Below are 22,733 nucleotides of genomic sequence, written 5' to 3' on the forward strand. Positions count from 1 at the left end.
ACGTAGATGCTCTCATCCATGCCCAATCCCTGCAGAATCCTTCGCTGATCAGGGGTAAGGGAGCGATCCAGTGAGCGTTGGATGCGCCCATCCGGCAGCTTGAACAGGACGACGTTCACATATTGAAACAGCTGAAAAATCGCCTGTCCCGTCGGCCGGGTCAGCTTGCGGCCTCCAGGACCCTTCAACGGGTGTTCTGGAGTAATAAACTGACGCACTCGGCGCTGAAAAACGCGGTAAATAGCCAAGGCCAACAGAAACAAATAGCCTAATACTGCGACCCGTTCTGGTTTTTTGACGTAAATCTCATCCGTGAAAAACGGATCTTTCAAAAAAGCGAAGTTCATTTCCACCGAGATCTGCCCTTTATACAGCTTCAAGATCTCTTGGGCATCCATGGGTTGGCCCTTCCATTCCTTCGGAACGGTCGTGACAAGGACAAACCGGGACGCTTTCCGTCTTGCCTGTTCCCACGCGTCTTGGTCGAATTCGACGTCAAGGTGCAAGAAATACAGCGTCTCCACCTCGGGTTCCGCCCCTTTTTTCGGCCGTCCGCGCCGTTTTTTCAGGCGTACGATCTCTTCGACCGCGGCCTCAACCCGATGAAACCGGGGGCGAAGGGACGCCTTGAGGGACGCCAAGGCTTGTTCGGCATCTTCCCGGCAGGAGAAGGGGTGACGCTCCCAACGGGCTTGTTCCTCGCGAAGAAGCTCCGCTTCTTTGGTTCGTTCTTTTTCAAGCGTCTTTCCTTTTCGCTGGTCGAGCGCGCTCGATTCAACAACGATCAGCCGAACGGGGTGGCCTTCATACGTCGAGGCCGTTTCCCATACCCGGTACGTGGCGCCGTTTCTCTCCGCCAACGTAAAGGGATCGCTCCACGTCGTGTCCTCAGCATCCGCTTCGGCCAGCGCGGTTTTCACGATCCGGAGCGACGAAGGGCCTCTGGTGATCAAAAAGGCGTTGGCCGCTTTGGTTTGCGCCAGGGTCTCTTTCGTCATCGCGGCGGAATCGGCCACGTAAATCCATTCGTCTTCGATTTTGGCCTGCTTCAGCTGTTCATGGACACGAGACAGCACCTCGGGATTCCATGTTTTATCGGGCAGGNTCGTGCACATCGCCGTAAAACGGGATGCCGTCCTCGTTGCCGACCAGTCCGAAACCGATCTGTTTTTGCCAACGATGATGGCGGTTGTAGCCATGTGTGATTTGTAAGGCCTCTAACGAGGCCGATTCATACGCGCCGTAAACGGTCTTGTCCGTCGTATCGGCGTGGAAGGCTCGGAGGGAAAGGCCTTCTTTGCGATAAATATGAATCAAGCAAGTGCTGATGACGTTGTGAATGCCAGCCTCATACAGGCGATCGAGATGACGGGCCAACGCATCGTCGTTCAACCAGGAAGGATGGAGATCGGGACGGATGAGTTTCTCACAATCGACCTCCTGAGCCCAATGTTCCAAGTGAACAAGGGCTTGCCGGCCGTCAAACACATTGTAGAGGATGGCCTGAACGGCATCGCTGACTCGCGTTTGGCACTGCGGATCGACGGGCACGAGATGGTCAATCAATTGAGGCAGACCCAGTTTCTTGAATAGGGCACTTATTATATTCAAATAAGAATTGCGATAGACCTTTTTGACTTGAACGTTCATAAGAGAAAAACTCCTTTACGTTCCTTGTGTGTCAAGGATTCATTCGACATCGGAACGAAAAAATCCTCCCGATTTTCGTCGAGAGGGTGCGAAATGTGAGTTTTTAATAATCATATACTGTTTCTTATTGAAACAACTCACCCGTTAGTCGCCTATGCCCNATATTCAAATAAGAATTGCGATAGACCTTTTTGACTTGAACGTTCATAAGAGAAAAACTCCTTTACGTTCCTTGTGTGTCAAGGATTCATTCGACATCGGAACGAAAAAATCCTCCCGATTTTCGTCGAGAGGGTGCGAAATGTGAGTTATTTAGTTTTTCAGAATAACTTTTTGACCAACACAACGAGCGATGGCAATCTTTTTTTTACCATCGCTGGTCGTTCCGTATGACGTTACACGTAAATGCTCTCATCCAGCCCCAACCCCTGCAGAATCCTTCGCTGTTCAGGGGTAAGTGAGCGATCCAGTGAGCGTTGGATGCGTCCATCCGGCAGCTCCAGCAGGACGACGTTCACATATGGAAACAGCTGAAAAATCGCCTGTCCCGTCGGTCGGGTCAGCTTGCGGCCTCCGGCGCCCTTTAATGGGCATTCTGGTGTGATGAACGAACGCACCCGGCGCTAAAGGACGCGGTAAATAGCCAAAGCTAACAGAAACAAATAGCCCAATACCGCGACCCGTTCCGGTTTTTTGACGTAAATCTCATCCGTGAAAAACGGATCTTTCAAAAAAGCGAAGTTCATTTCCACCGAGATCTGCCCTTTATACAGCTTCAAGATCTCTTGGGCATCCATGGGTTGGCCCTTCCATTCCTTCGGAACGGTCGTGACAAGGACAAACCGGGACGCTTTCCGTCTCGCCTGTTCCCACGCGTCTTGGTCGAATTCGACGTCNGTAAATCTCATCCGTGAAAAACGGATCTTTCAAAAAAGCGAAGTTCATTTCCACCGAGATCTGCCCTTTATACAGCTTCAAGATCTCTTTTGCATCCATTTGTTGACCCTTCCATTGTTTAGTGCAAAATAAAAATACACAGTTCTGCAACGTAAAGTGCAGAGCGTAAGGCAAAGAAAAAAGGCTTGCCAGTTCCTAACCTTTCCTCTACTGTGGAAGTTGTGAACGCATAACCAAACAGTGGAGGATGGAGAGGATGCTGACAATGCCTGAAGTTAATCGTAGCAAAAAATTGCGTGAAAAGAAAGGAGACGAAAAGATGAAGGTGCTCGAGTACCGCTTTGCCATTGCACCCATTTTTCATTTCATCGCAAACAAATCGATGGAAGCAGGCTTGCATTTATGTGATGGCCATGCAAAGCAAACCGTGCAGTTGTTTATGAATGATGCCGCTTCTGAGAAAGGGAAGAAGCGCATCGGGGCTATACAATATGAAGGATCCAACGATTACACAGCGAAAGAGCCCTGCATTGTCAGTTGGAGGTTCGAACGAGCGTTGCTTCCCGATGGCCTCAAACAAGATTTGGAGGCCATCACGGCGTTTCGCAGAGATCAAAACGAAGGGACGGCCATCAATCCAAACGCCCAGTCGATTGCCTTTAAATTTGAAGCGTTGACGGATGCCGCCAAAGAAACGATTGAGGCGATTACCGCCGTTCTTCAGAAGCACGCAAAGAGTTGAAGCGGTTATGTGTGTGTCATTTTTCGATGGATGGGACGGTGTGGCTAAGGCGGAGGTTGAAGAGGGAAACGGGGGATTAGGAATGGCGCATGTATTTCAAATCAAAACAAAACCGCATGGGTTTCAGCGGTACGACGAATTCATTCGCGATCAGGTCATTGGGATTGGCTGGCCGCTGATTGGCAATTTGGACGGCATAAGCAAAGATGAGCTGAGAGAGCGATTGCGCAACGTGTACCATTATTCGGGGGCGAAGCTTGGCAACGCTCTTGGCGCGATCTGGGCGTTTGTCAATACAATGGAACAAGGGGATATCGTGTTGGTTCGTAATGGAGCATGGCTCAGCATCGGAATCATTGGCCCCTATCGTTATGTGAAACATCTCGACAATGATCTCGACGGGTTTTGCCATCAACGATCGGTGGAGTGGAAGGTCATGAATGAAAACGTTCGCTTGTATAATGAGAAAGTGCATGAAACATTGCGGCATCCGGGAGTGGTGACAAAAAGCAAATATACGGTACGCGAACTTCAACTAGGGATTTAATGGTGAACCAGGAATGTTTGAGACATATATGAAATGGTACAAAGGTCGAAAATCGTCATTTCGTCTCACTTCCTCGCGAAGAAAATCATGGTACAATCATAATAAAGGTACAGCTTAAGGAAACTTAGCGTCACAAAGCTACAGGGGCTAAGGGGAAACCTATGCCAGCCAGCTGCCATTACCAAAAAATAAAGGCTCTTCACCAAAAGTTGTACTTGATTTTTTCTGAACATACCCTATTTACGCTTGTGAGGGAAAATCAACAAATCAGTGATTTTTGCACATCTTTGTGCAGGAAACCGTATTGCTTGTCAAGTACATGTTGTGGTGAAGAGCCATAAAAGATCAAAAATGGATATGATTGATGGTTCCACAAACCCTTCCTCTCGACGAATCTCGAGCGGTTTCATAGGGATCAGACGGACCGGAACGGTCCGAAATCGCAGGGAGACAAGGAGGAAATCCGAATGGATGAATCGATGAGACACGACATCGCGCTGTTTCGGTACGGGCTGATCGCTCCGTTGGTGAATGGCCAGGTGGAACCCAAAGCGTATTTGAATGAGGTGGGCGGGCGAGTGCACTCGATTCCTCATCAAGGGGAGAAACCCATTGCGGCGAAGACGATTCTGGATTGGTGCGCTCGATACAAAAAAGGGGGCTTTGACACCTTGAAACCGAAGCGCCGTTCGGACCGCGGCCACTCCAGACGTCTGTCCCCCGATGATGAGGATCATATTCTAGCGTTGAGGAAGGAACATCCCACCATGCCCGTCACCGTCTTCTATGAACAGCTCACCAAGCAGGGGGACATTCCCACCACCCTCTCATACTTTACTATATACCGATTGTTGAAAAAACACAACCTGGTGGGGAAAGAAATCTTGCCGATGCCGGAGCGAAAACGTTTTGCGTATGACCAGATCAATGAGCTATGGCAAGGGGACTTATCCCATGGACCCACGATTCGCGTCCATGGGATAAGTCCAGAAAACGTTTCTGATCGCCTATATCGATGACTGCTCACGGTTGGTGCCATACGCCTAGTTTCCCTTCGGAGAAGTTTGACGGGCTGCGGATCGTCCCGAAGGAAGCGGTGCATCGTTGCGGGAAACCAAAGCGCATGGGAGAAGAACCGAAATACCGCAAGGTGGACCTCTTCCGTCAAATCCAGCAGGTGATCGAGCGATTGCATCATGAACGGCGGATCACGCCAGTGTTCATTTTGGACGAGATGCATTTGGTCCAAAGATGCCTTTTTACAAGACATTGCGATCTTGTTCAACTTTGAGATGGATTCGACGAACCCGTTTGTCTTGATGTTGGCCGGGCTGCCCCATTTACAGGGGAAGCTGCTGCTCAATCAGCACCGCCCGCTTGACCAACGGATCATCATGCGATGTCGGATGGGGCCGCTCGAGAAGGAGGAGGTGGTGGGCTACATCGAGCATCGGATGAAACAGGCGGGGGCCAAGCATCCCATCTTCACCCCATCGGCGTTGGAGGCCATTGCCCTGCAGTCGCGTGGATGACCGCGTGTCATCAATACGTTGGCCACGACTTGCCTGTTGTACGGGCATCAGCTGAAAAAGGACGCCATTGACGAAAGTGGTGCGCATGGCTGAAGAGGAGATGGGATATTAGCACGAAAGGGGCCAAATCGGCCTCTTTTGTGCTTTCTCTTTTCCATCGTTCTATCAGGCGCGCTGGAAATCTTGATCTGAAAGAGCGTGCAAATGTTCTGAAAAAATGTGCAGAATCCGCAATAATCTGCAAAAATTTTGCACACGATTTCGGGATCCGTCTGAAATAATTTGAAAAAGGGATTCCGAAATAATGTGCAAATTTACAGCAAGCCTTAAGGAAAATGTAATTATAAATTATTGCGTTTCAGTAGCATAAATGCTATCATATGTGTAATAATTAGTAAAGGGTAGAGGATGTTGTTTGAGGTAATATACACAGGAAATGTAAAGGAATTTGAAGATTATCTATTGAGTAAAGCCGAGCAAGAACTTAGACAAAAAGGTCGTCCGGGTATATGGTGTCATGTTGCTGATGTATATGCAAGGCAACTTACGATTATTCAACATAATCCATATCCTTCTGATCCAGAGGACAACAGCTTTCTGGACGATATAACCCCTCCATCATTGAAACATCTTAGCATGAATGCTCGTTATGATAATTTTTACAGATGGGGTATAAGGGGTGGAAGAGATGGAAATCACAGGATTATATTTGCGATCCACAATTTTTCAAAAGTCATACTGCTCCATTATTTCGACAAGCAGTATAATGGAGCGATAAGACGAGAGGATATTGTGCCTGCCGAATCAGCATATGAAAGTTATTGCGCTTTTGATCCTTACCTTTATTGATCAACTGGGAGGGAAAAAGAATGAGTGATTTTTTTAAGAAATATGCAGCTATTCGAGGCGAGCAGCATGTTCAAAAACTTCAATTAGAGGGAACTATAGCTGCACAAATCAAAACAAGACGGAAGCAGCTGAATATGTCTCAACAGGAACTTGCAGACCGTATTGGAGTTCCAAAATCCACGATTGGGAGAATTGAAGCGGGGCTTACAAGCCCTAGAGTAGAGACACTTTTTAAAATCTCGCAGGCATTGAATACCCCTTTCATCATTGATGGTACAAGTAGACAGGATCATAACTTGCATGTTCAAGTTTAGCGCATAATTAATACGCTTATATTATCGAAGCAGTTCCTTGGAGAGAAAATTCTCCAAGAAACTTGTTTTTTAACATCTGTCCGACAGAAGTCTCTCACCTCAAGGAATGTGCAGGGCAAAGCCCAATGAGTAGGTGGGAGATGAGTGTGAGTAAAATATTTGTGGGTGACATTCCGAAATGATCCCCGACGAGGATTGCGAACTTTTGTTCGCGACGCTCGTCGGGGGTACCAAGCGAAGCGCGGTAGGAAAAAGCTGATCTCATGCAAAAGATTGCTTTTAAGTTTGAAGCGTGGACGGATGGCGCCAAAGAAACGATTGAGGCGATTACCGCCGTTCTTAAGAAGCATGCAAGAAGTTGAAGTGGTTACGCGCCTGTCGCTTTTTGATGGATGGGACGGTGTGGCTAAGGCGGAGGTTGAAAGGGAAACGGGGGATTGGAAATGGCGCATGTATTTCAAATGAAAACGAAACCGCATGGGTTTCAGCGGTACGACGAATTCATTCGCGATCAAGTCATAGGGATTGGCTGGCCGCTGATCGGCAATTTAGACGGCATAAGCAAAGATGAACTGAGAGAGCGATTGCGCAACGTGTACCATTATTCGGGGGCGAAGCTTGGCAACGCTCTTGGCGCAATCTGGGCGTTTGTCCATACGATGGAACAAGGGGATATCGTGTTGGTTCGCAATGGAGCGTGGCTCAGCATCGGGATCATTGGCCCCTATCGCTATGTGAAACATCTCGACAATGATATCGATGGGTTTTGCCATCAACGGTCGGTTGAGTGGAAGGTCATGAATGAAAACGTTCGCTTGTATAATGAGAAAGTGCATGAAACATTGCGGCACCGGGGAGTTGTGACAAAAAGCAAATATACTGTACACGAACTTCAACTAGGGATTTAACGGTGAAGCAGGAATGTTTGAGATATATATGAAATGGTTCAAAGGTCGAAAATAGTCATTTCGTCTCACTTCCTCGCGAAGAAAATCATGGTACAATGATGATGAAAGGTACAGCTAAGGAAACTTAGCGTCACAAAGCTACAGGGGCTAAGGGGAAACCTATGCCAGCCAGCTGCCATTACCAAAAAATAAAGGAGGAATTGGTAATGTTGAAGAAAGGATGGCCGATTTTGGTGGCGTCGATGCTCGTCGCCTCTCCGGCGTGGGCGGCCGCCAAACCTGCGGGCAAAGCGCATGAGCGCGAAACGATGGTGAAGAAAGTGGAAGTCGTCGTCAAGAAGAAGACGGAACAAAAGGAAACAGAGGCGAAGAAAAAACAGGAATCGTCCAAGCAACAAAAATGGCTTGCGCAAAAGTTGGCGCAGTTACATAAAAAAGTAGGCCAAATTGAAGAGCGGCTAGACAAAGTGACCGCTCGCATTCAAGCATTGAGCGAAGCGGAATCGGCAACGGACACGCAAACGACGCCTGCTGATTCGTTGCCAACGGGCGAGCCGTCTGCTTCTCAACCGACAGAAGTCACAGCGGCAACTGACGCTCCGAGTGGACAAGCCATAGCGGCCAATGACGCTGCCGCTCCAGCTTCCAGCGGGCAAACGGTAACGGAGGCGCCGTCTCCGAATTCTCCACAACCTGTTGGTGAAGACCAAGAGGAACTCGATGAAGAAAAACAAGAGCAAATTGATGGCCTCATCGGCCAGCTCATCGCGCTGTCCAACCAGCTGCGGGCGGTGACGAATGAAATTCGCGCCCTTGAAAAGAAAGTCGGCGCCAACAACGCAGACATTCAGAAGTTAAAAGAAAAAGTCAAGGCGTTGAACGACCAAGTGCAAGCGAACAAAAAGGCGTTGCTCAATTTGCTATAGAAATGAGGAAGGGCGCCAGTGTGTGAAGTGCCCCCTGCTGGCGAACATCCTTCTCGACGATTTAGATAAGGAATTGGAGAAGCGAGGATTGAAATTCTACCGCTACGCAGATGACTGCAACATCTATGTGAAAAGTCTGCGGGCAGGACAACGGGTGAAACAAAGCATCCAACGGTTCTTGGAGAGAACACTCAAACTCAAGGTGAACGAGGAGAAAAGTGCGGTGGACCGCCCGTGGAAACGGGCCTTCCTTGGATTCAGCTTCACACCGGAACGAAAAGCGCGAATCCGGCTCGCCCCAAGGTCGATTCAACGTCTAAAACAGCGGATCCGACAGCTGACCAACCCAAACTGGAGCATATCGATGCCAGAACGAATTCATCGCGTCAATCAATACGTCATGGGATGGATCGGGTATTTTCGGCTCGTCGAAACCCCGTCTGTCCTTCAGACCATCGAAGGATGGATTCGGAGGAGGCTTCGACTCTGTCAATGGCTTCAATGGAAACGGGTCAGAACCAGAATCCGTGAGTTAAGAGCGCTGGGGTTGAAGGAAACAGCGGTGATGGAGATCGCCAATACCCGAAAAGGAGCTTGGAGAACAACGAAAACGCCGCAACTCCACCAGGCCCTGGGCAAGACATACTGGACCACTCAGGGGCTCAAGAGTTTGACGCAACGATATTTCGAACTCCGTCAAGGTTGACGAACCGCCTAGTGCGGACCCGCATGCTAGGTGGTGTGAGGGGACGGGGGTTAGCCGCCCCCTCCTACTCGATTGCAATGGTGACCTTCTATTTTTGCTTGGGTTGCTTCTTTTCCTGCTCTTTTAGAAAAGACATTCCTTCAAGGCATATTCTCTCTGCGAATAATGGATTATTTGAACAGCTTTTCTGCTTCCTTATCTACTCCTCTTTTTGTATATTCAAAGACGAGTGACCAGTATAGAGCAACTTTTGCTGTGGACCACATTTTTTCATTTTTGATAGTATATAATACGTCCCTAATTTTAAACGGAATGAAGAGTATTTGTTCCATTTCCCATTTCCCTGGGATTCCTCTGCTGCGTTGTTTCATAATTTCTTCGGCTTTTTCTTTACAGTGCGCAATGCCGATGATATTCCATTGATAGTATTGTTCATCTACACCGAACCCAAGAAATTTTATATTTTCCCTAGGGATGACAACGCCTAGCTCCTCTTCTGCGCCACGTACAGCAGTATTAAATAGGTCCGGCCCTTGTCCTACCGCTTTACGGTCGTGGGAAGGATGGATTGCTTCGACAACGCTAATATCCAACTCGTTTGGCCGCACCCCGCTTTCAGGCGATCGTTTGGTTAAAATGACGTAATTGTCTGAAGTAATGACAGTGATGGCTACGCCAACGCCGTTTGCTAGCGCTGGGATTGGTTGCCTAACTGTGTTTCCGGCCAAGTATTTCTCTCGGATTGTATAACCGGAAGGAAGTTGTTTATCTAGATTCATATTTAACGCTTTAAATGTATAATAATCTGAAGGAACGAACGAAAAAATGACTTTCATATCCTCATTCACTTTTGTTCGTAGAATTGAATATTTTTCGAGAGAGAGCAAAGGTCCATTCCAACTGTAGCTTTCCCCCCGTTGTTTCTTTGCATCTTCCGCTTTTTCTATTTCTCTCCTCAAAATTTTTAAATCACTGGGAAGCTCAACTGCATGGTTGTTTACTCTTGTTTCAATATTTTCAGGAGAGTAGGTCATAACGCCATCTCCGTCACAAACAATAAACGAAGTAGTTTCATTCCCAATGGTAAAATATGAGGGATCTTTAATAGTTTTTGGCTTTGCAAGGAGGCGCTTCATGTATTTGACAAATTTCCCCCAAGCCTCCTTTAGAGGGTCTCCTAAAATGACCCCGATGATCACACCGAGAACAGCATTGATGATGTCCCGCAACATTGCATACTCCCCTTGCAAATAAAAGCTCCAAGTTTTTATTTAATCATAACATTGATGAACGATGCGTGTCACTCCTTTAATGTCGGCTGTCATTCCTTCTTTTTCTATCTTCCAACGGTTTTTTGATGTGTTCTGCTAATGTTGAGCTGTCAATCGCTCGTCGGACGGCGGTTTCAATGATAATATACAGCATGAATGTAAAAAAGAAGATTGAAAAGATCAACCATCCCCAAGAATAGGACATTGTGCTTTCCTCTATCTCTTTCGATATTGTTTGTTTATTTCCTCTATTTTTTTGTTTGTTTTTTCTATCAAAATTTTGTTGCTTTTATGGTAATATGTATAGAGATGACAATGATTTGATCTGAGTGAGGGGGATGGACATTGAAAAAACGGAAGAAATACGCGGCGGCGAGCGTGGTGTTGGCGTTGGGGCTGCTTGCTCCGGCTGTGTTGCCGACCGCAGCGGGCGCGGAAGACCGAGATGTCGTCAAGCTGCGCATTTTAGAGACGACGGACGTACATATGAATCTCGTCAACTACGATTATTTCAAAGATAGTCCGACGAATGAGTTTGGGTTGTCGAAGACGGCGCGTTTGATCGAGCAGGCGCGCGCTGAGCAGCCGAATACGCTTCTGTTTGACAACGGGGATTTGATTCAAGGAACGCCGCTTGGCGACTATGTGGCGAAAGTGAAGCCGCTGCAAGACGGCGAAGTGCATCCAGCGGTGAAACTGTTGCATTTGTTGAAGTACGATGCGGCGACGGTTGGGAACCATGAGTTCAACTATGGCTTGGATTTCCTCAATGAAGTGTATGACGATGCCAAGCTGCCGATCGTGAATGCGAACGTGTACCGTGACGATCATGACCAAAATCCGGATAACGATGTCAACTATTTCACGCCGTATCAAATTTTAGCGAAAGAAGTCGTTGATGAAGACGGGGAGAAGCATACGCTGAAGATCGGCGTCATCGGCTTTGTGCCGCCGCAAATTATGGATTGGGACAAAGCGAATTTGCAAGGGAAAGTGATTGCGAAAGACATTGTGCAGTCGGCGCAAAAGTATATTCCAAAAATGAAAGCGGAAGGGGCCGATTTGATCGTTGTGCTATCGCACTCGGGCATTGAGACCGGCGGAAACAGCCCGAATATGGAAAACGCATCGTATTATTTGACGCAAATTCCGGGGGTCGACGCCGTGTTGGCCGGCCACCAGCATAAAAAATTCCCGGCCCTTCCAGGCACGACACCAGATTTTCCAGACGGAAACGGAATCAACAATGAAACCGGCACGATCAACGGTGTTCCGGTGACGATGCCGGGTTCATGGGGCGATACGCTCGGCGTGATCGACTTGACGGTCGAGCAAATCGACGGAAAATGGAAAGTGACGCAAGCGAAAGCCCAACTCCGTCCAGTGTATGACAAGGCGACGAAAACGCCGCTTGTCGACAGCGACCTGGACGTGGAGCAGGCGATCCAAGCGGAACATGAAGCGACGATTCAGTACGTCCGCAGCCCGGTTGGAAAAACAACGAGCCCGATCAACAGCTATTTTGCGCTTATCAAAGACGATCCGTCCGTGCAAATCGTCACGAATGCGCAAAAATGGTATGTCGAAAAGATGTTGAAAGGGACGAAATATGAAGGCCTTCCGGTGCTGTCGGCCGGCGCTCCGTTCAAAGCCGGCGGACGCGGCGGGGCGAGCTATTATACCGACATCCCGGCAGGGGAAATCGCCATTAAAAACGTCGCCGATTTGTACTTGTATCCGAACACGGTGTATGCGTTGAAAATTACGGGAGCCGAGTTGAAAGAATGGCTTGAGTGGTCGGCGGGGCAATTCAACCAAATCGACCCGAACAAGACAGACGTTCAGCCGCTTGTGAACAACGACTTCCCGACGTACAACTTCGACATTATTGATGGAGTGACGTACGAGATCGATGTGACCGAGCCGGCGAAATACGACAAAAACCAAAATGTGATCAATCCGAATGCGAACCGGATTAAAAACTTGAAATTCGAAGGCAAGCCAGTGACGCCGAACATGGAATTTATCGTCGCAACGAACAACTATCGGGCGACGACAAACCGGATCATCAATCCGGGCGGGAAAAACACGATTTTGGCTGCGCCGGATGAAAACCGGCAAGTGATCATCGATTACATTCGGGAAAACGGAACGATCAACCCGTCAGCGGATGGCAACTGGCGGTTTGCGCCAGTGAAAGGGAAAGCGCCGGTGACCGTCACGTTTGAATCGTCGCCGGAAGCGCAAAAATACTTGCCGCACGACGGCAGCATCCGCTATGTCACCGCCTTGCCGAGCGGATTTGCCCAATATGAATTTGCCTTGCCGCTTTGGAAGGAAGAAAAGCCCAACCCGCCAAAGCAGCCGGAGAAGCCAACCACTCCTCGAGGCCAAGTGAAAAAAGTGTACTGGGATGGCGTGGAGCTGAAAAAAGGGCAAATCGGCCGCTTGACGGTGCAAAAGCCGATCAATCTATGGAAACGGACGAAGGATGGGCGCCTTGTGTTCGTCCGCATCTTACAGCCTGGGGAAGTGNGGTGCAAAAGCCGATCAATCTATGGAAACGGACGAAGGATGGGCGCCTTGTGTTCGTCCGCATCTTACAGCCTGGGGAAGTGTACCGCGTCTACGGGTATGATGCGCGCTTCGGCGGGCAGTACGCGGTCGGCGGCGGGTATTACGTGACCGACATCGACACGCACATCCGCTATGAAACGCCGTCAAAGGAGAAGTTGAAGCAAGCAAATGGATGGTAACATCAAACACGGCCTTGTGCCGCCATTCATGGCGGGCAAGGCCGTGTTTTTTGTCTCAATGATAGAGCGGAATATCTTTACAACGCGATCGCAGGCATCAAGGCCATGCCACCAACCGTGGTTCGGTCCAACGGACGAATTCACCAGTCCACGGTCGGGTTGTGATCGGCCGAGCGATGGTAGAAACGGTCGTTTTTCTAGGAACCCAAACCGAAACCGAACCGCCATTGACTTTGAATTCCCCCCATCCATCACTGTTGATGGTGACGGTGTCACTCCGGTTGCCGGTAAGGTCATAGAACACTTTTCCAGCGTGTTGTTTGCCAACGTACATCCATTTGCTTCCTCCCGGCCCATCGGTGATCAGTGCGGCCAGCCCGGATCCTGGTTTTTCAGTGACCCCTTCCCTTGTCCACCCGATGATGTCGGAGTGATCAAGATAATCATGTTGCGTTCCGTAAGCATAATCCCTGCGCGCGATGAGGAGCGGATCGATTTTGCTTTTCAGCGAAGGAATGTTATATTGTGGAATGCCATAATAGTCACCATAAAAGACGCACGGGTATCCTTCCTGCCGAGTTAGAATAAAGGCGTAAGCCAACGGTTTGAACCATGGGTCGACCCATGACTGCAGCGCTTGGCCGGGTTCGGTGTCATGATTATCAACGAAGGTGACGGCCAATGTCGGTTGATCTTTCATGAGAGTATTGGTCATTAACGTGCGCATATCAAATGCGCCCCCTGATTTGGAAGCGGTATAAAATTTGTTGTGTAACGGGGCATCAAACAAAGACATCGTTCCGTCTGTTTTCGTAATGTAATTGTGCAACTTGTTGATGTCATAGCTCCAATATTCCCCGACGGTAAATAGCGGCTTGCCAGTCTGAGAACGCACATACGACAACCAATCAGGAAAAAAACTGAACTTAATATGCTTGACGGCATCAAGCCGGAACCCATCAATGTTCGTTGTGTTGACATACCATTTCCCCCAGTTTTTCAGCTCGGTCACGACTTCGGGATGATCCATATCAAGGTCGGCATACATTAAGTAGTCATAGTTTCCGTTTTCCGTGTCTACTTCCCAATCCCACGCTTTGCCGATGCCGCGGAATTTGTAAATGCGGCTCAATTTTCGGCTTTCGTCCCAATCAACGCCGTCAAAATGGTACCAGCGCCACTTAAAGCTGGAGTAGGTGTTGCCCCGCCCGGGAAAATCAAATTTCGTCCATGCTTGGATTTGATAGGTGCCCGAGATTTCTTGGTTGCGGTCGGACGGATTGACTTCGACGGCGTCCACCCATTCCGTGCCGTCAGCGCCGCCTTTATGGTCGAACACGACATCGGCGTACACTTGCATTCCAGCGGCGTGGGCGGCTTGAATGGCTTGAAGATATTGAGCTTTTGTTCCGTATTTTGTGCGGACGGTCCCTTTTTGATTGAATTCGCCGAGGTCATACAAGTCGTATACTCCGTACCCTACGTCGCTGCGGCTTGTTCCTTTGTAAGCGGGCGGCAGCCAAAGAGCGGTGATGCCAAGGCTGGATAAGTTGTTGGCTTCATTGGCCACTTTGGTCCATAACGTGCCATCATCCGGCAAGTACCATTCAAAATACTGCATCATGGTGCCGTTAAACGGTGCGGCAGCCTTGGCGGGCTGTCCTGTTGGGCAGAACAGCGAGGCAGTGAGCAAAAACGCGAGCAGGAACATCCATCCTTTTCGAATGATGCGGTGAAACGTTAGCACAATGCCCTTCCCCCTTAATCAAATGTTACATTCGACGGTTTGGCTTCCAAAAAATTAAGGGAAACGATTGCATAAAAAGAGTAAAAAGGGAGCAAACCCTCGAACGTTTACGTCTATTATAATTTTTATTTGTAATCGTTTTCAATATCGAATTTAAACAATTTTGAGTTTGACACGAATGGAAAATAGAACAACGGAACGATTCGTTTTTCAACATGGGGAAAATATAGTTGAAATATTCTGTTTATTCGTATAAGATAAAGATTGATGAAATCGTTTGCATCAACCATTTTGTGCAAACGATTGCACAAAGAATATAAAAAGGAAAGGAGAGAAGGAAGTTGGCCAAACAAAGGAGAAGGGAGCGGGGGATGATCAAGAGGGCAAGGAGAATGCTATCATTGGTTTTGGCATCGGTGTTGTTGCTGGCATTGACTCCTTTCCAGGCGGTTGCCGCTGCGAACGAGGCAGGAAGTTCTAGCGCTCTAGGGAATGGAGCGCATCGGTGGACGGCCGAATCCACGGCCTCGCAACCACGGACGATCACGCTAGTCGGCAATTTGCAAGATGAGTTGGGCCATACGGCGGAATGGGATCCGGGGGCATTGGCGACGAGGATGCATGATGAAGGGAATGGGCTTTATACATTCACCGGGACGCTGCCAGCCGGGACCTATGAGTACAAAATTGCGGTCAACGGCAGCTGGGATGAAAATTACGGCGTCGGCGGCCGCAATGGCGCAAATCTGGTGTTGAAGCTGGATCGGCAAACCGAGGTGACGTTTTATTACAATGACCGGACGCATGCGATCGCTGATTCGACATGGTATACGGCGATTGCGAAGGAGAAACAGCCGCGTCTTGTCGGGACGGTGCTGCCGGCCATCGGCTATGAGGGGGAGAGCAACGGATGGACTCCGGGGACATCGACGGCGCTGTTGACCGATGATGATTTTGACTCGGTGTACACGTTTACGGCGCAGGTGCCGAAAGGATCGTATGAATATAAAATTGTCCTCGGAAACAATTGGAATGAGAGCTACCCACAAGAGAATGCACGCTTAAATGTTTTGGAAACGACGATCATTACATTCTTCTTCAATGCGAAAACAAAAGAGGTGTACACCGACTACAACCCCAATGGCTCTGACGGTGTTGTTCAGAAAGACCGATTAAAACACAATACATGGGATACGCTGTACCGCCAGCCGTTTGGTGCGGTGAAAGCGGGAACGAAGGTGACGCTTCGTCTGGCGGCGAAAAAAGGCGATTTGACGAAGGCGGATGTGTATGTGAAAAATGCGACGACCGGAACCGCCAAAGTCTACACGATGGAAAAAGTCGGCGTGCTCGGGGATGATGAATATTGGGAGGCTGCGTTTACCCCTTCTGCGCCGGGGGTATACGGTTATAAATTTATCGCTGTCGATGCCGGGATGAAGGCGGAATATGGTGAAGATACGAAAGAAGGACAATGGGGGAGGGCGGTCGACAAAAATGCGGGGCTGTTTCAGCTGACCGTCTATGATCCGAATTACAAAACACCAGATTGGATGAAAGAAGCGGTTGTGTATCAAATTTTCCCGGATCGGTTCTTTAATGGCAACCCTTCAAATGATAACAGCAAGCAGCAGGCACGCGGGGCGCAGCCGATTGAGCATCGCGATTGGTCGGATTTGCCCGATAATCCGCGCCTGAAAGGGACGAGCGGCTACGATGGCGACGGTGAATGGTCGAATGACTTTTTCGGCGGAGACATCGCCGGAATTGAACAAAAGTTGGATTATTTGCAGTCGCTTGGAGTGAACACGATTTACTTAAATCCGATCGCCAATGCGCCATCGAACCATAAATATGATGCGAGCAATTACAAAGAATTGGATCCGATGTTCGGTTCCCCGGAAGAATTCCAATCGTTTGTGCAGGCGCTTGCGAACCGGGGGATGCATCTCATCTTAGACGGGGTGTTCAACCACGTATCCGACGATTCGATTTACTTTGACCGCTACCACCGCTATCCGACCGTCGGTGCGTATGAATATTGGGAAGCGGTTTACGATTTGATGAATGAAAAAGGATTGAGCGAGGAAGAAGCGCGGAAACAAGTGGAAGAGAAGTTCAAACAAGAGGGACAGACGTTCAGCCCGTATGGGTTTCACCTTTGGTTCAATATTGAAAACAAAAAAGTCGATGGCCATTATCAATACCAATCATGGTGGGGCTATGACAGTCTGCCGGAGTTTAAGTCGGTGACGGGGGAAAAAGTGCCGCATCCGAGTGAATTGAACAACGATGCGCTCGCGAATTACATTTTCCGTGAATCGGATTCGGTGGCGAAAAGCTGGATTGCCCTCGGCGCCTCCGGCTGGCGGTTGGATGTGGCCAATGAGGTGGATCCGGCGTTTTGGCGCGAGTTTCGCCAAGAATTGCTTCAAGGGTCGTACGGTCGTGGTCCGACGTTAAAAGAGGGGGAGCAGCCGCTCATTTTAGGGGAAATTTGGGATGACGCATCGAAATATTTTCTAGGCGACCAGTACGATTCCGTGATGAACTACCGGTTCCGCGGGGCGGTGCTTGACTTTTTGAAAAACGGAAATGCAGAAGAGGCGGACAAGCGGCTGACGGCCATAAGGGAAGACTACCCAAGTGAAGCGTTTTATGCGCTGATGAACTTAATCGGTTCGCATGACACGGCGCGGGCGGTCTTTCTGCTTGGGAACGGAACGGATTCATCCGAGCGGGCGGAGCTTGATCCGAATTATAATGAGGAACTTGGGAAAAAGCGGCTCAAGCTGGCGGTGATTTTGCAGATGGGATACCCGGGAGCGCCGACGATTTATTACGGCGATGAAGCGGGAGTAACAGGCTCAAGAGACCCAGACAACCGCCGCACGTATCCGTGGGGCAAAGAAGATCAAAATCTGTTGTCCCATTATCAGAAAGTGGGGCACATTCGCCAGCACCATCAATCGTTGTTGGCCCATGGCGACATCAAGACGGTGTATGCGCAAGGGGATGTATACGTATTTGCCCGCCAATACGGGCGTGAAGTGGCGCTCATTGCCGTCAACCGCGGCAATGAGGACAAGACGGTGGCGCTTGACGTCGCTTCGTTGCTTCCGAACGGCACCGTGCTTACGGATGAGTTGCATGATGGCGGGGAAGCTACGGTCGCTGGCGGAACGTTGACGGTCACGATTCCGGCCCTGGATGGACGGATGATGTTTGGGACGGTGACGGCGGAAATGCCGGCAGCAGTCAGCAATTTGCAGGCGAGCGCTTCGGATGGCTGCGTGACGTTAACGTGGGAAGGAAATGCGTCGAGATACCGAATTTACGAGTCCACGTTAAAAGGTGCCGGTTATACGATGGTGCAAGAGACGGAAACAACTTCGGCCACGATCGGTTCGTTGACGAACGGAACAGCCTATTACTTTGCCGTTGCGGCGGTCGATGAAAACGGGAATGAATCACCGAAGGTCGAAACGAATCGCGTCGTTCCTCATTACCCGCTGACGAGCGACAATGTCCAGTTCGTGACAACGTTAAGCGATGCCACACTGGATTTGTCAAAGCCGCAGCAAGTGGATGTCCATGTCAACATCGACAATGTGACAAGCAAAGGAGCAGCTGATGGGTTGCAAGCGGTGTTGCAAGTGAAAGGCCCGCATGACGAAACATGGAAAGAATACAGAGCGGCTTACCAAGGACAAGACGGCGACGCCAACGTGTTCCGAGCTGCCTTCACTCCGCTCGCCGCAGGGACGTATACGTATCGTTATGCGCTGACGACCAACCTCGGCGAGGAGTGGGTGTATACAGAAGAGAAGCAAGTGACGTTTGCGGCAGACAACAGCGACCAAATAGCGCCAGCAGACGCCATCGAGCTGCGGCAGCCTGCGGTTGAATCCGGACAAGTGAATTTATCATGGACGTTTGTTGGGAAAAAAGATGGGGATGCTTATTTGTTAGCCATCGAGCGCAACGGTGATATCGTGCATACAACCACTTCGATCGGCGATTCATTTACAGACTACGATGTCGAAAACGGCACCGAGTACACGTATGTTGTCAAGTTGTATGACCGCGCCGGCAATGTTGTGGCGTCAAACACGGTCAAGGTGACGCCGGACATTGTGATGGTGAAAGTGATTTTTAAAGTGAGGACGCCGGATTACACACCGTTGGATGCCCGAATTACGATTCCGAACAGCTTGAACGGCTGGAACACAGGGGCCTGGGAGATGTCGCGCAACGGTGCGGTGACGCCCGATTGGCAATTTACCGTCGAGGTGCAGGAAGGGGAAACGATCACCTATAAGTATGTGAAAGGCGGATCGTGGGATCAAGAGGGGTTGGCCGACCATACGCGTGAGGACGACAACGATGATGACGTGAGCTACTACGGCTATGGGACGATTGGCACCGACTTGAAAGTGACGGTCCACAATGAAGGAAACAATACGATGATTGTGCAAGACCGCATTTTGCGCTGGATCGATATGCCGGTCGTCATCGAAGAGGTGCAAAAACAAGGAAGTCAAGTGACGATCAAGGGCAATGCCATTAAAAACGGTGTTTTGACGATCAATGGCGAGCGGGTGCCGATTGATGGCCGGATGGCATTCTCGTACACGTTTGCGCCGGCCAGCCATCAAAAAGAAGTGTTGATCCATATCGAACCATCGGCCGAAAGCAAAACAGCCATTTTCAACAACGACGGCGGAGCGATTGCGAAAAACACAAAAGATTACGTGCTGAATTTAGAAACGAAGCAATTGCGCGAAGGGAAGTTGACAACGCCGCCAAGCAACGGCGATTCTCCAGGAAGCGGTTGGCCGGGCAGCGAAACGCCGTCCCATGACGGAGGGACAACACCAGGCAACGGCACCTCTCCGGGCAACGGTGGTCCATCGGATGGCACATCCCCTGGGGGGAGCGTTCCGCCGGGCGGCACAGCTCCGCCGGGAAACGGAGCACCTCCATCAGCACCGCCGCAAAAACCGTCTCCATCGAAACCAAAAGAGAAACCGAGAAAGCCAACCACTCCTCCAGGCCAAGTGAAAAAAGTGTACTGGGATGGCGTGGAGCTGAAAAAAGGGCAAATCGGCCGCTTGACGGTGCAAAAGCCGATCAATCTATGGAAACGGACGAAGGATGGGCGCCTTGTGTTCGTCCGCATCTTACAGCCTGGGNGCCAAGTGAAAAAAGTGTACTGGGATGGCGTGGAGCTGAAAAAAGGGCAAATCGGCCGCTTGACGGTGCAAAAGCCGATCAATCTATGGAAACGGACGAAGGATGGGCGCCTTGTGTTCGTCCGCATCTTACAGCCTGGGGAAGTGTACCGCGTCTACGGGTATGATGCGCGCTTCGGCGGGCAGTACGCGGTCGGCGGCGGGTATTACGTAACAGACATTGACACGCACATCCGCTATGAAACGCCGTCAAAGGAGAAGTTGAAGTTGGTGAATGGGGAGTAAGCAAGAAAGCAAGGCTGTCCGAATGAATGGGGCAGCCTCGCTTTTTGCACGTTATTGTTCACTCGTGACCGTAACCGCCAACCCGTCCGCATCATAGGAAAGGGCAATCACAAGGCCGTCTTTGTGAAATGCGAGTGCAGGCGGGTAGCCTTGGCCAGAATCGGACTGTTCATACTGGTTTCCAAATAGCGTGATGAGCTGTTGTTTCAAATTGTTATAAATCGCTGTGAGCTGATCGTTTGTATACTCCTGGCCGGCATCGAACGAGTAGCCGTAGAAGGCAAGCTTTCCGTTCTCAAATCCATAGACGAGCAGCGTATGATATCCGAAAAGAGAAGTCGAATAGACCCAGGCTTGGCCGCCGTCTATATTTTCTTGTAGGATAAATTTTGCGGTTTCCAACTTCTTGACTTGAGAAGTGGACATGCCGAGTTTTACTCCACGGAACAGCTGTTCCATTTTAACTTGATTGAGTTTTGCTTTGGAAGGAGTTTCGTATTTTACCCGGGCATCGCGATCGACATAATATCCGCCGCCTAAACCTAACATGCCAGGTTTAAACGTGTAAATGCGATAGACTCCGCCGGCTTTTAACGTTTTTATGTAAACTTTCTTCTCTCCTTGTAACTTATAAAGCTCGGTATCTTTCAAAACAGTTAATTTGCCGATCTGTCCCTGCACCAATTCCATGCCATTCCACCAAACTTTTGCTTGCGCATCGTGGGCGTGAAATGGCGACAGAAGGATTCCGGCGCTTAGCGCTGAGACTGCTAGAAATTTTTTCATGATCTTCATAAAGTATGCTCCTCTCTCACGAAAATGGAAGAATAATATGATCCATTTTAACCTATATTTCGCCCCTTAGCCAAGTGGGTGCGAAGCTTGTTTGACGAAATTTCGACATTTGCACAGCCAAAGCGGCCTCTTTTTCGTTGAAATCATTCTTTTTTCTCTTTTCTCTTTTCTTTTGATGGAAAGACCTCTATGATGAAAGAAAAAGAGAAAGGAAGGAGCGGGCGGAAGTGAGGAAATGGGTGCAGGCGGTGGCAATCGGAATGCTGTTGGCTGCGGCCGGATGGCTTTGGATGCCGAGTTCATCAATGGTCAAGGCGGAGGATTGCGAGGAGCTTGTCGGAACGGAAAAAGTGTGGTGGGACGGCGCTGAACTGAAGCCCGGACAAATCGGCCGGTTGACGGTGATGGCGCCGACAGAGCTATGGTTGTCGAACAAAGCAGTGAAGACGTTGCCAAGCGGTGCGGTGTATCGCGTGTACGCGCTAGGCGGCGGCTATTTTGGTGTCGGCCGAGGATATGGGATCAAGAACGATGCCCGCGTCCGCTATGAAACGCCGTCAAGAGAGAAGTTGGCCGCTGCTTTATGCGTGCAGCAGGCGAAGGCAAACATGGCGGATGTCACGATGAACGGGGTGGCGATCGGCGACTCGCGCGCCAAGGTCGAAGCGATGTACGGCACGGCGAAGCGCAAGACGAAAAACGCCTACGGCCTATATTGGGAGGCGTATGATCAAGGCGGTTACAAAAACTTTTTGATGGTGAGCTATGACCGTGATCGGGTGGCGGCGATGTACACGAACCAACCGATCGTCCAAACGAAAAAAGGAACGGGCATCGGAACGGCGAAAACGGTGGTGGAAGCGCGCTACGGCCGGCCGCTCGCCTTCATCCAAAAAAAGGATGCCGTCTACGACATTCAAAATGACGAATACGGGACCTATCTTGTCAACGGCCGCTACGTCACCTTCTTTTATGACCGGTACAACAACAACCGGGTGGATGGCGTGCTTGTCGTCAATCGGGCGCTCGAGGATGAAAAGCCCGGGTTTTACGGAACGACGACGGAGGAGCTGCGCACAGCGTATGAATATCAAATTTTTGATTTAGCAAACGCGGCGCGCCGCTTGCACGGGCTTCCGGCGCTCGCGTGGGATGCGAAGGCGGCGGCGGCCGCCCGTGAACATAGCGAAGATATGGCGGTCCATCACTACTTCTCTCATACGAACTTGCAAGGATTGTCGCCGTTTGACCGTCTGAAGCGCCATGGCATCGCTTATCGCGTGGCGGGCGAGAACATCGCCTACGGACAATACGATGCGATTTTTGTCCATGAAGCGTGGATGCACTCGCTCGGGCATCGGCAAAATCTTTTATACCCGGACTTTACCCGCCTTGGCGTCGGGGTCGCGTTCAATTCATTCCATCAACCCTACTACTCTCAAGAGTTTTATGCTCCGTGACCGCGGATGATCCTTTCGCTTCTCAAGAGCGTCCCAGCAGTGCTGGGACATTTTTTTTTGACCAGATAAATGGAAAAAGATCCCCCTTTTTGTAGAAGTTTGTCGTATAATAGAATCGATTGCAACAAAATGATAGAAAGAGAGGAAAAGGGG

The 22,733-nt window shown here is 49.8% G+C and carries 11 protein-coding genes, 6 pseudogenes and 2 riboswitches; of the genes and pseudogenes, 12 read left to right on the forward strand and 5 right to left on the reverse strand.

What is annotated here, in order from left to right; translation table 11 throughout:
- Together T260_RS01000000137865 and T260_RS1000000139445 are read right to left on the reverse strand one after the other, a co-directional pair.
- Positions 1–1,650: pseudogene (locus T260_RS01000000137865) on the reverse strand (IS1634 family transposase); the annotation flags it as partial.
- A 395-nt stretch (positions 1,651–2,045) separates the two neighbouring features.
- A pseudogene (locus T260_RS1000000139445) lies at positions 2,046–2,546 on the reverse strand (IS1634 family transposase); the annotation flags it as partial.
- A gap of 248 nt (positions 2,547–2,794) precedes the next feature.
- Here T260_RS1000000139445 and T260_RS133585 point away from each other — a divergent pair.
- The 9 genes and pseudogenes from T260_RS133585 to T260_RS0119855 form a co-directional block, all read left to right on the forward strand.
- Complete coding sequence (locus T260_RS133585) at positions 2,795–3,289, forward strand: hypothetical protein (RefSeq protein ID WP_236620416.1); 495 nt, start codon at positions 2,795–2,797, stop codon at positions 3,287–3,289.
- An 82-nt stretch (positions 3,290–3,371) separates the two neighbouring features.
- Positions 3,372–3,836, forward strand: a complete 465-nt coding sequence (locus T260_RS133580; RefSeq protein ID WP_031212429.1) for a DUF8426 domain-containing protein — start codon at positions 3,372–3,374, stop codon at positions 3,834–3,836.
- 96 nt (positions 3,837–3,932) lie between these two features.
- A riboswitch (cyclic di-GMP riboswitch) is annotated at positions 3,933–4,016 on the forward strand.
- Positions 4,017–4,303: 287 nt separating this feature from the next.
- Positions 4,304–4,962, forward strand: a pseudogene (locus T260_RS01000000137870) (helix-turn-helix domain-containing protein); the annotation flags it as partial.
- Positions 4,960–5,480: pseudogene (locus tag T260_RS1000000140200) on the forward strand (ExeA family protein); the annotation flags it as partial. The pseudogenes T260_RS01000000137870 and T260_RS1000000140200, both read left to right, overlap by 3 nt.
- 296 nt (positions 5,481–5,776) lie before the next feature.
- Complete coding sequence (locus T260_RS133575) at positions 5,777–6,217, forward strand: hypothetical protein (protein ID WP_023633613.1); 441 nt, start codon at positions 5,777–5,779, stop codon at positions 6,215–6,217.
- Positions 6,218–6,237: 20 nt separating this feature from the next.
- Positions 6,238–6,531, forward strand: coding sequence for a helix-turn-helix domain-containing protein (locus tag T260_RS133570; protein ID WP_015865141.1), 294 nt, complete (start codon positions 6,238–6,240; stop codon positions 6,529–6,531).
- 443 nt (positions 6,532–6,974) lie between these two features.
- On the forward strand, positions 6,975–7,439 hold the full coding sequence (locus T260_RS133565) for a DUF8426 domain-containing protein (RefSeq protein ID WP_031206176.1): 465 nt from the start codon (positions 6,975–6,977) through the stop codon (positions 7,437–7,439).
- A 97-nt stretch (positions 7,440–7,536) separates the two neighbouring features.
- Positions 7,537–7,619: riboswitch (cyclic di-GMP riboswitch) on the forward strand.
- 26 nt (positions 7,620–7,645) lie between these two features.
- Positions 7,646–8,365 (forward strand): hypothetical protein, encoded by a 720-nt coding sequence (locus tag T260_RS133560; RefSeq protein WP_023633615.1) that lies wholly within the window; start codon positions 7,646–7,648, stop codon positions 8,363–8,365.
- 31 nt (positions 8,366–8,396) lie between these two features.
- A pseudogene (locus T260_RS0119855) lies at positions 8,397–9,071 on the forward strand (group II intron maturase-specific domain-containing protein); the annotation flags it as partial.
- Between the two features lie 170 nt (positions 9,072–9,241).
- Here the strand turns inward: T260_RS0119855 and T260_RS133555 are convergent.
- Positions 9,242–10,303: an NUDIX hydrolase gene (locus T260_RS133555; protein WP_021321947.1), complete on the reverse strand. Its 1,062-nt coding sequence runs from the start codon at positions 10,301–10,303 to the stop codon at positions 9,242–9,244.
- Between the two features lie 384 nt (positions 10,304–10,687).
- Between T260_RS133555 and T260_RS12320 the strand changes: the two are divergent.
- Positions 10,688–13,098: pseudogene (locus tag T260_RS12320) on the forward strand (bifunctional 2',3'-cyclic-nucleotide 2'-phosphodiesterase/3'-nucleotidase).
- A gap of 97 nt (positions 13,099–13,195) precedes the next feature.
- Here T260_RS12320 and amyS read toward each other — a convergent pair.
- Complete coding sequence (gene amyS, locus T260_RS133550; RefSeq protein WP_023633617.1) at positions 13,196–14,845, reverse strand: alpha-amylase; 1,650 nt, start codon at positions 14,843–14,845, stop codon at positions 13,196–13,198.
- Between the two features lie 392 nt (positions 14,846–15,237).
- On the opposite strand from amyS, the gene T260_RS133545 reads away from it, so the two are divergent.
- Positions 15,238–20,325 (forward strand): pullulanase X25 domain-containing protein, encoded by a 5,088-nt coding sequence (locus tag T260_RS133545; protein ID WP_023633618.1) that lies wholly within the window; start codon positions 15,238–15,240, stop codon positions 20,323–20,325.
- A gap of 51 nt (positions 20,326–20,376) precedes the next feature.
- On the opposite strand, the gene T260_RS133540 is transcribed toward T260_RS133545, so the two are convergent.
- The gene (locus T260_RS133540) at positions 20,377–21,120 is read right to left on the reverse strand and encodes a hypothetical protein (RefSeq protein WP_021321951.1); all 744 of its coding nucleotides are present in this window, start codon (positions 21,118–21,120) and stop codon (positions 20,377–20,379) included.
- A gap of 227 nt (positions 21,121–21,347) precedes the next feature.
- Here T260_RS133540 and T260_RS133535 point away from each other — a divergent pair, with 227 nt between their 5' ends.
- Positions 21,348–22,580, forward strand: coding sequence for a CAP domain-containing protein (locus T260_RS133535; RefSeq protein WP_023633619.1), 1,233 nt, complete (start codon positions 21,348–21,350; stop codon positions 22,578–22,580).
- Positions 22,581–22,733 lie beyond the last annotated feature (153 nt).

It is taken from the genome of Geobacillus thermopakistaniensis (genome assembly GCF_000498995.1).
GTDB classification, from domain to species: Bacteria; Bacillota; Bacilli; order Bacillales; family Anoxybacillaceae; genus Geobacillus; species Geobacillus thermoleovorans.

Excerpts from the sequence above, each read along its gene's own strand:
- T260_RS133585 (WP_236620416.1), top strand. The coding sequence starts at position 2,795 with ATGGAGAGGATGCTGACAATGCCTGAAGTTAATCGTAGCAAAAAATTG.
- T260_RS133580 (WP_031212429.1), top strand. The coding sequence starts at position 3,372 with ATGGCGCATGTATTTCAAATCAAAACAAAACCGCATGGGTTTCAGCGG.
- T260_RS133575 (WP_023633613.1), top strand. The coding sequence starts at position 5,777 with ATGTTGTTTGAGGTAATATACACAGGAAATGTAAAGGAATTTGAAGAT.
- T260_RS133570 (WP_015865141.1), top strand. The coding sequence starts at position 6,238 with ATGAGTGATTTTTTTAAGAAATATGCAGCTATTCGAGGCGAGCAGCAT.
- T260_RS133565 (WP_031206176.1), top strand. The coding sequence starts at position 6,975 with ATGGCGCATGTATTTCAAATGAAAACGAAACCGCATGGGTTTCAGCGG.
- T260_RS133560 (WP_023633615.1), top strand. The coding sequence starts at position 7,646 with ATGTTGAAGAAAGGATGGCCGATTTTGGTGGCGTCGATGCTCGTCGCC.
- T260_RS133555 (WP_021321947.1), bottom strand. The coding sequence starts at position 10,303 with ATGTTGCGGGACATCATCAATGCTGTTCTCGGTGTGATCATCGGGGTC.
- T260_RS133540 (WP_021321951.1), bottom strand. The coding sequence starts at position 21,120 with ATGAAGATCATGAAAAAATTTCTAGCAGTCTCAGCGCTAAGCGCCGGA.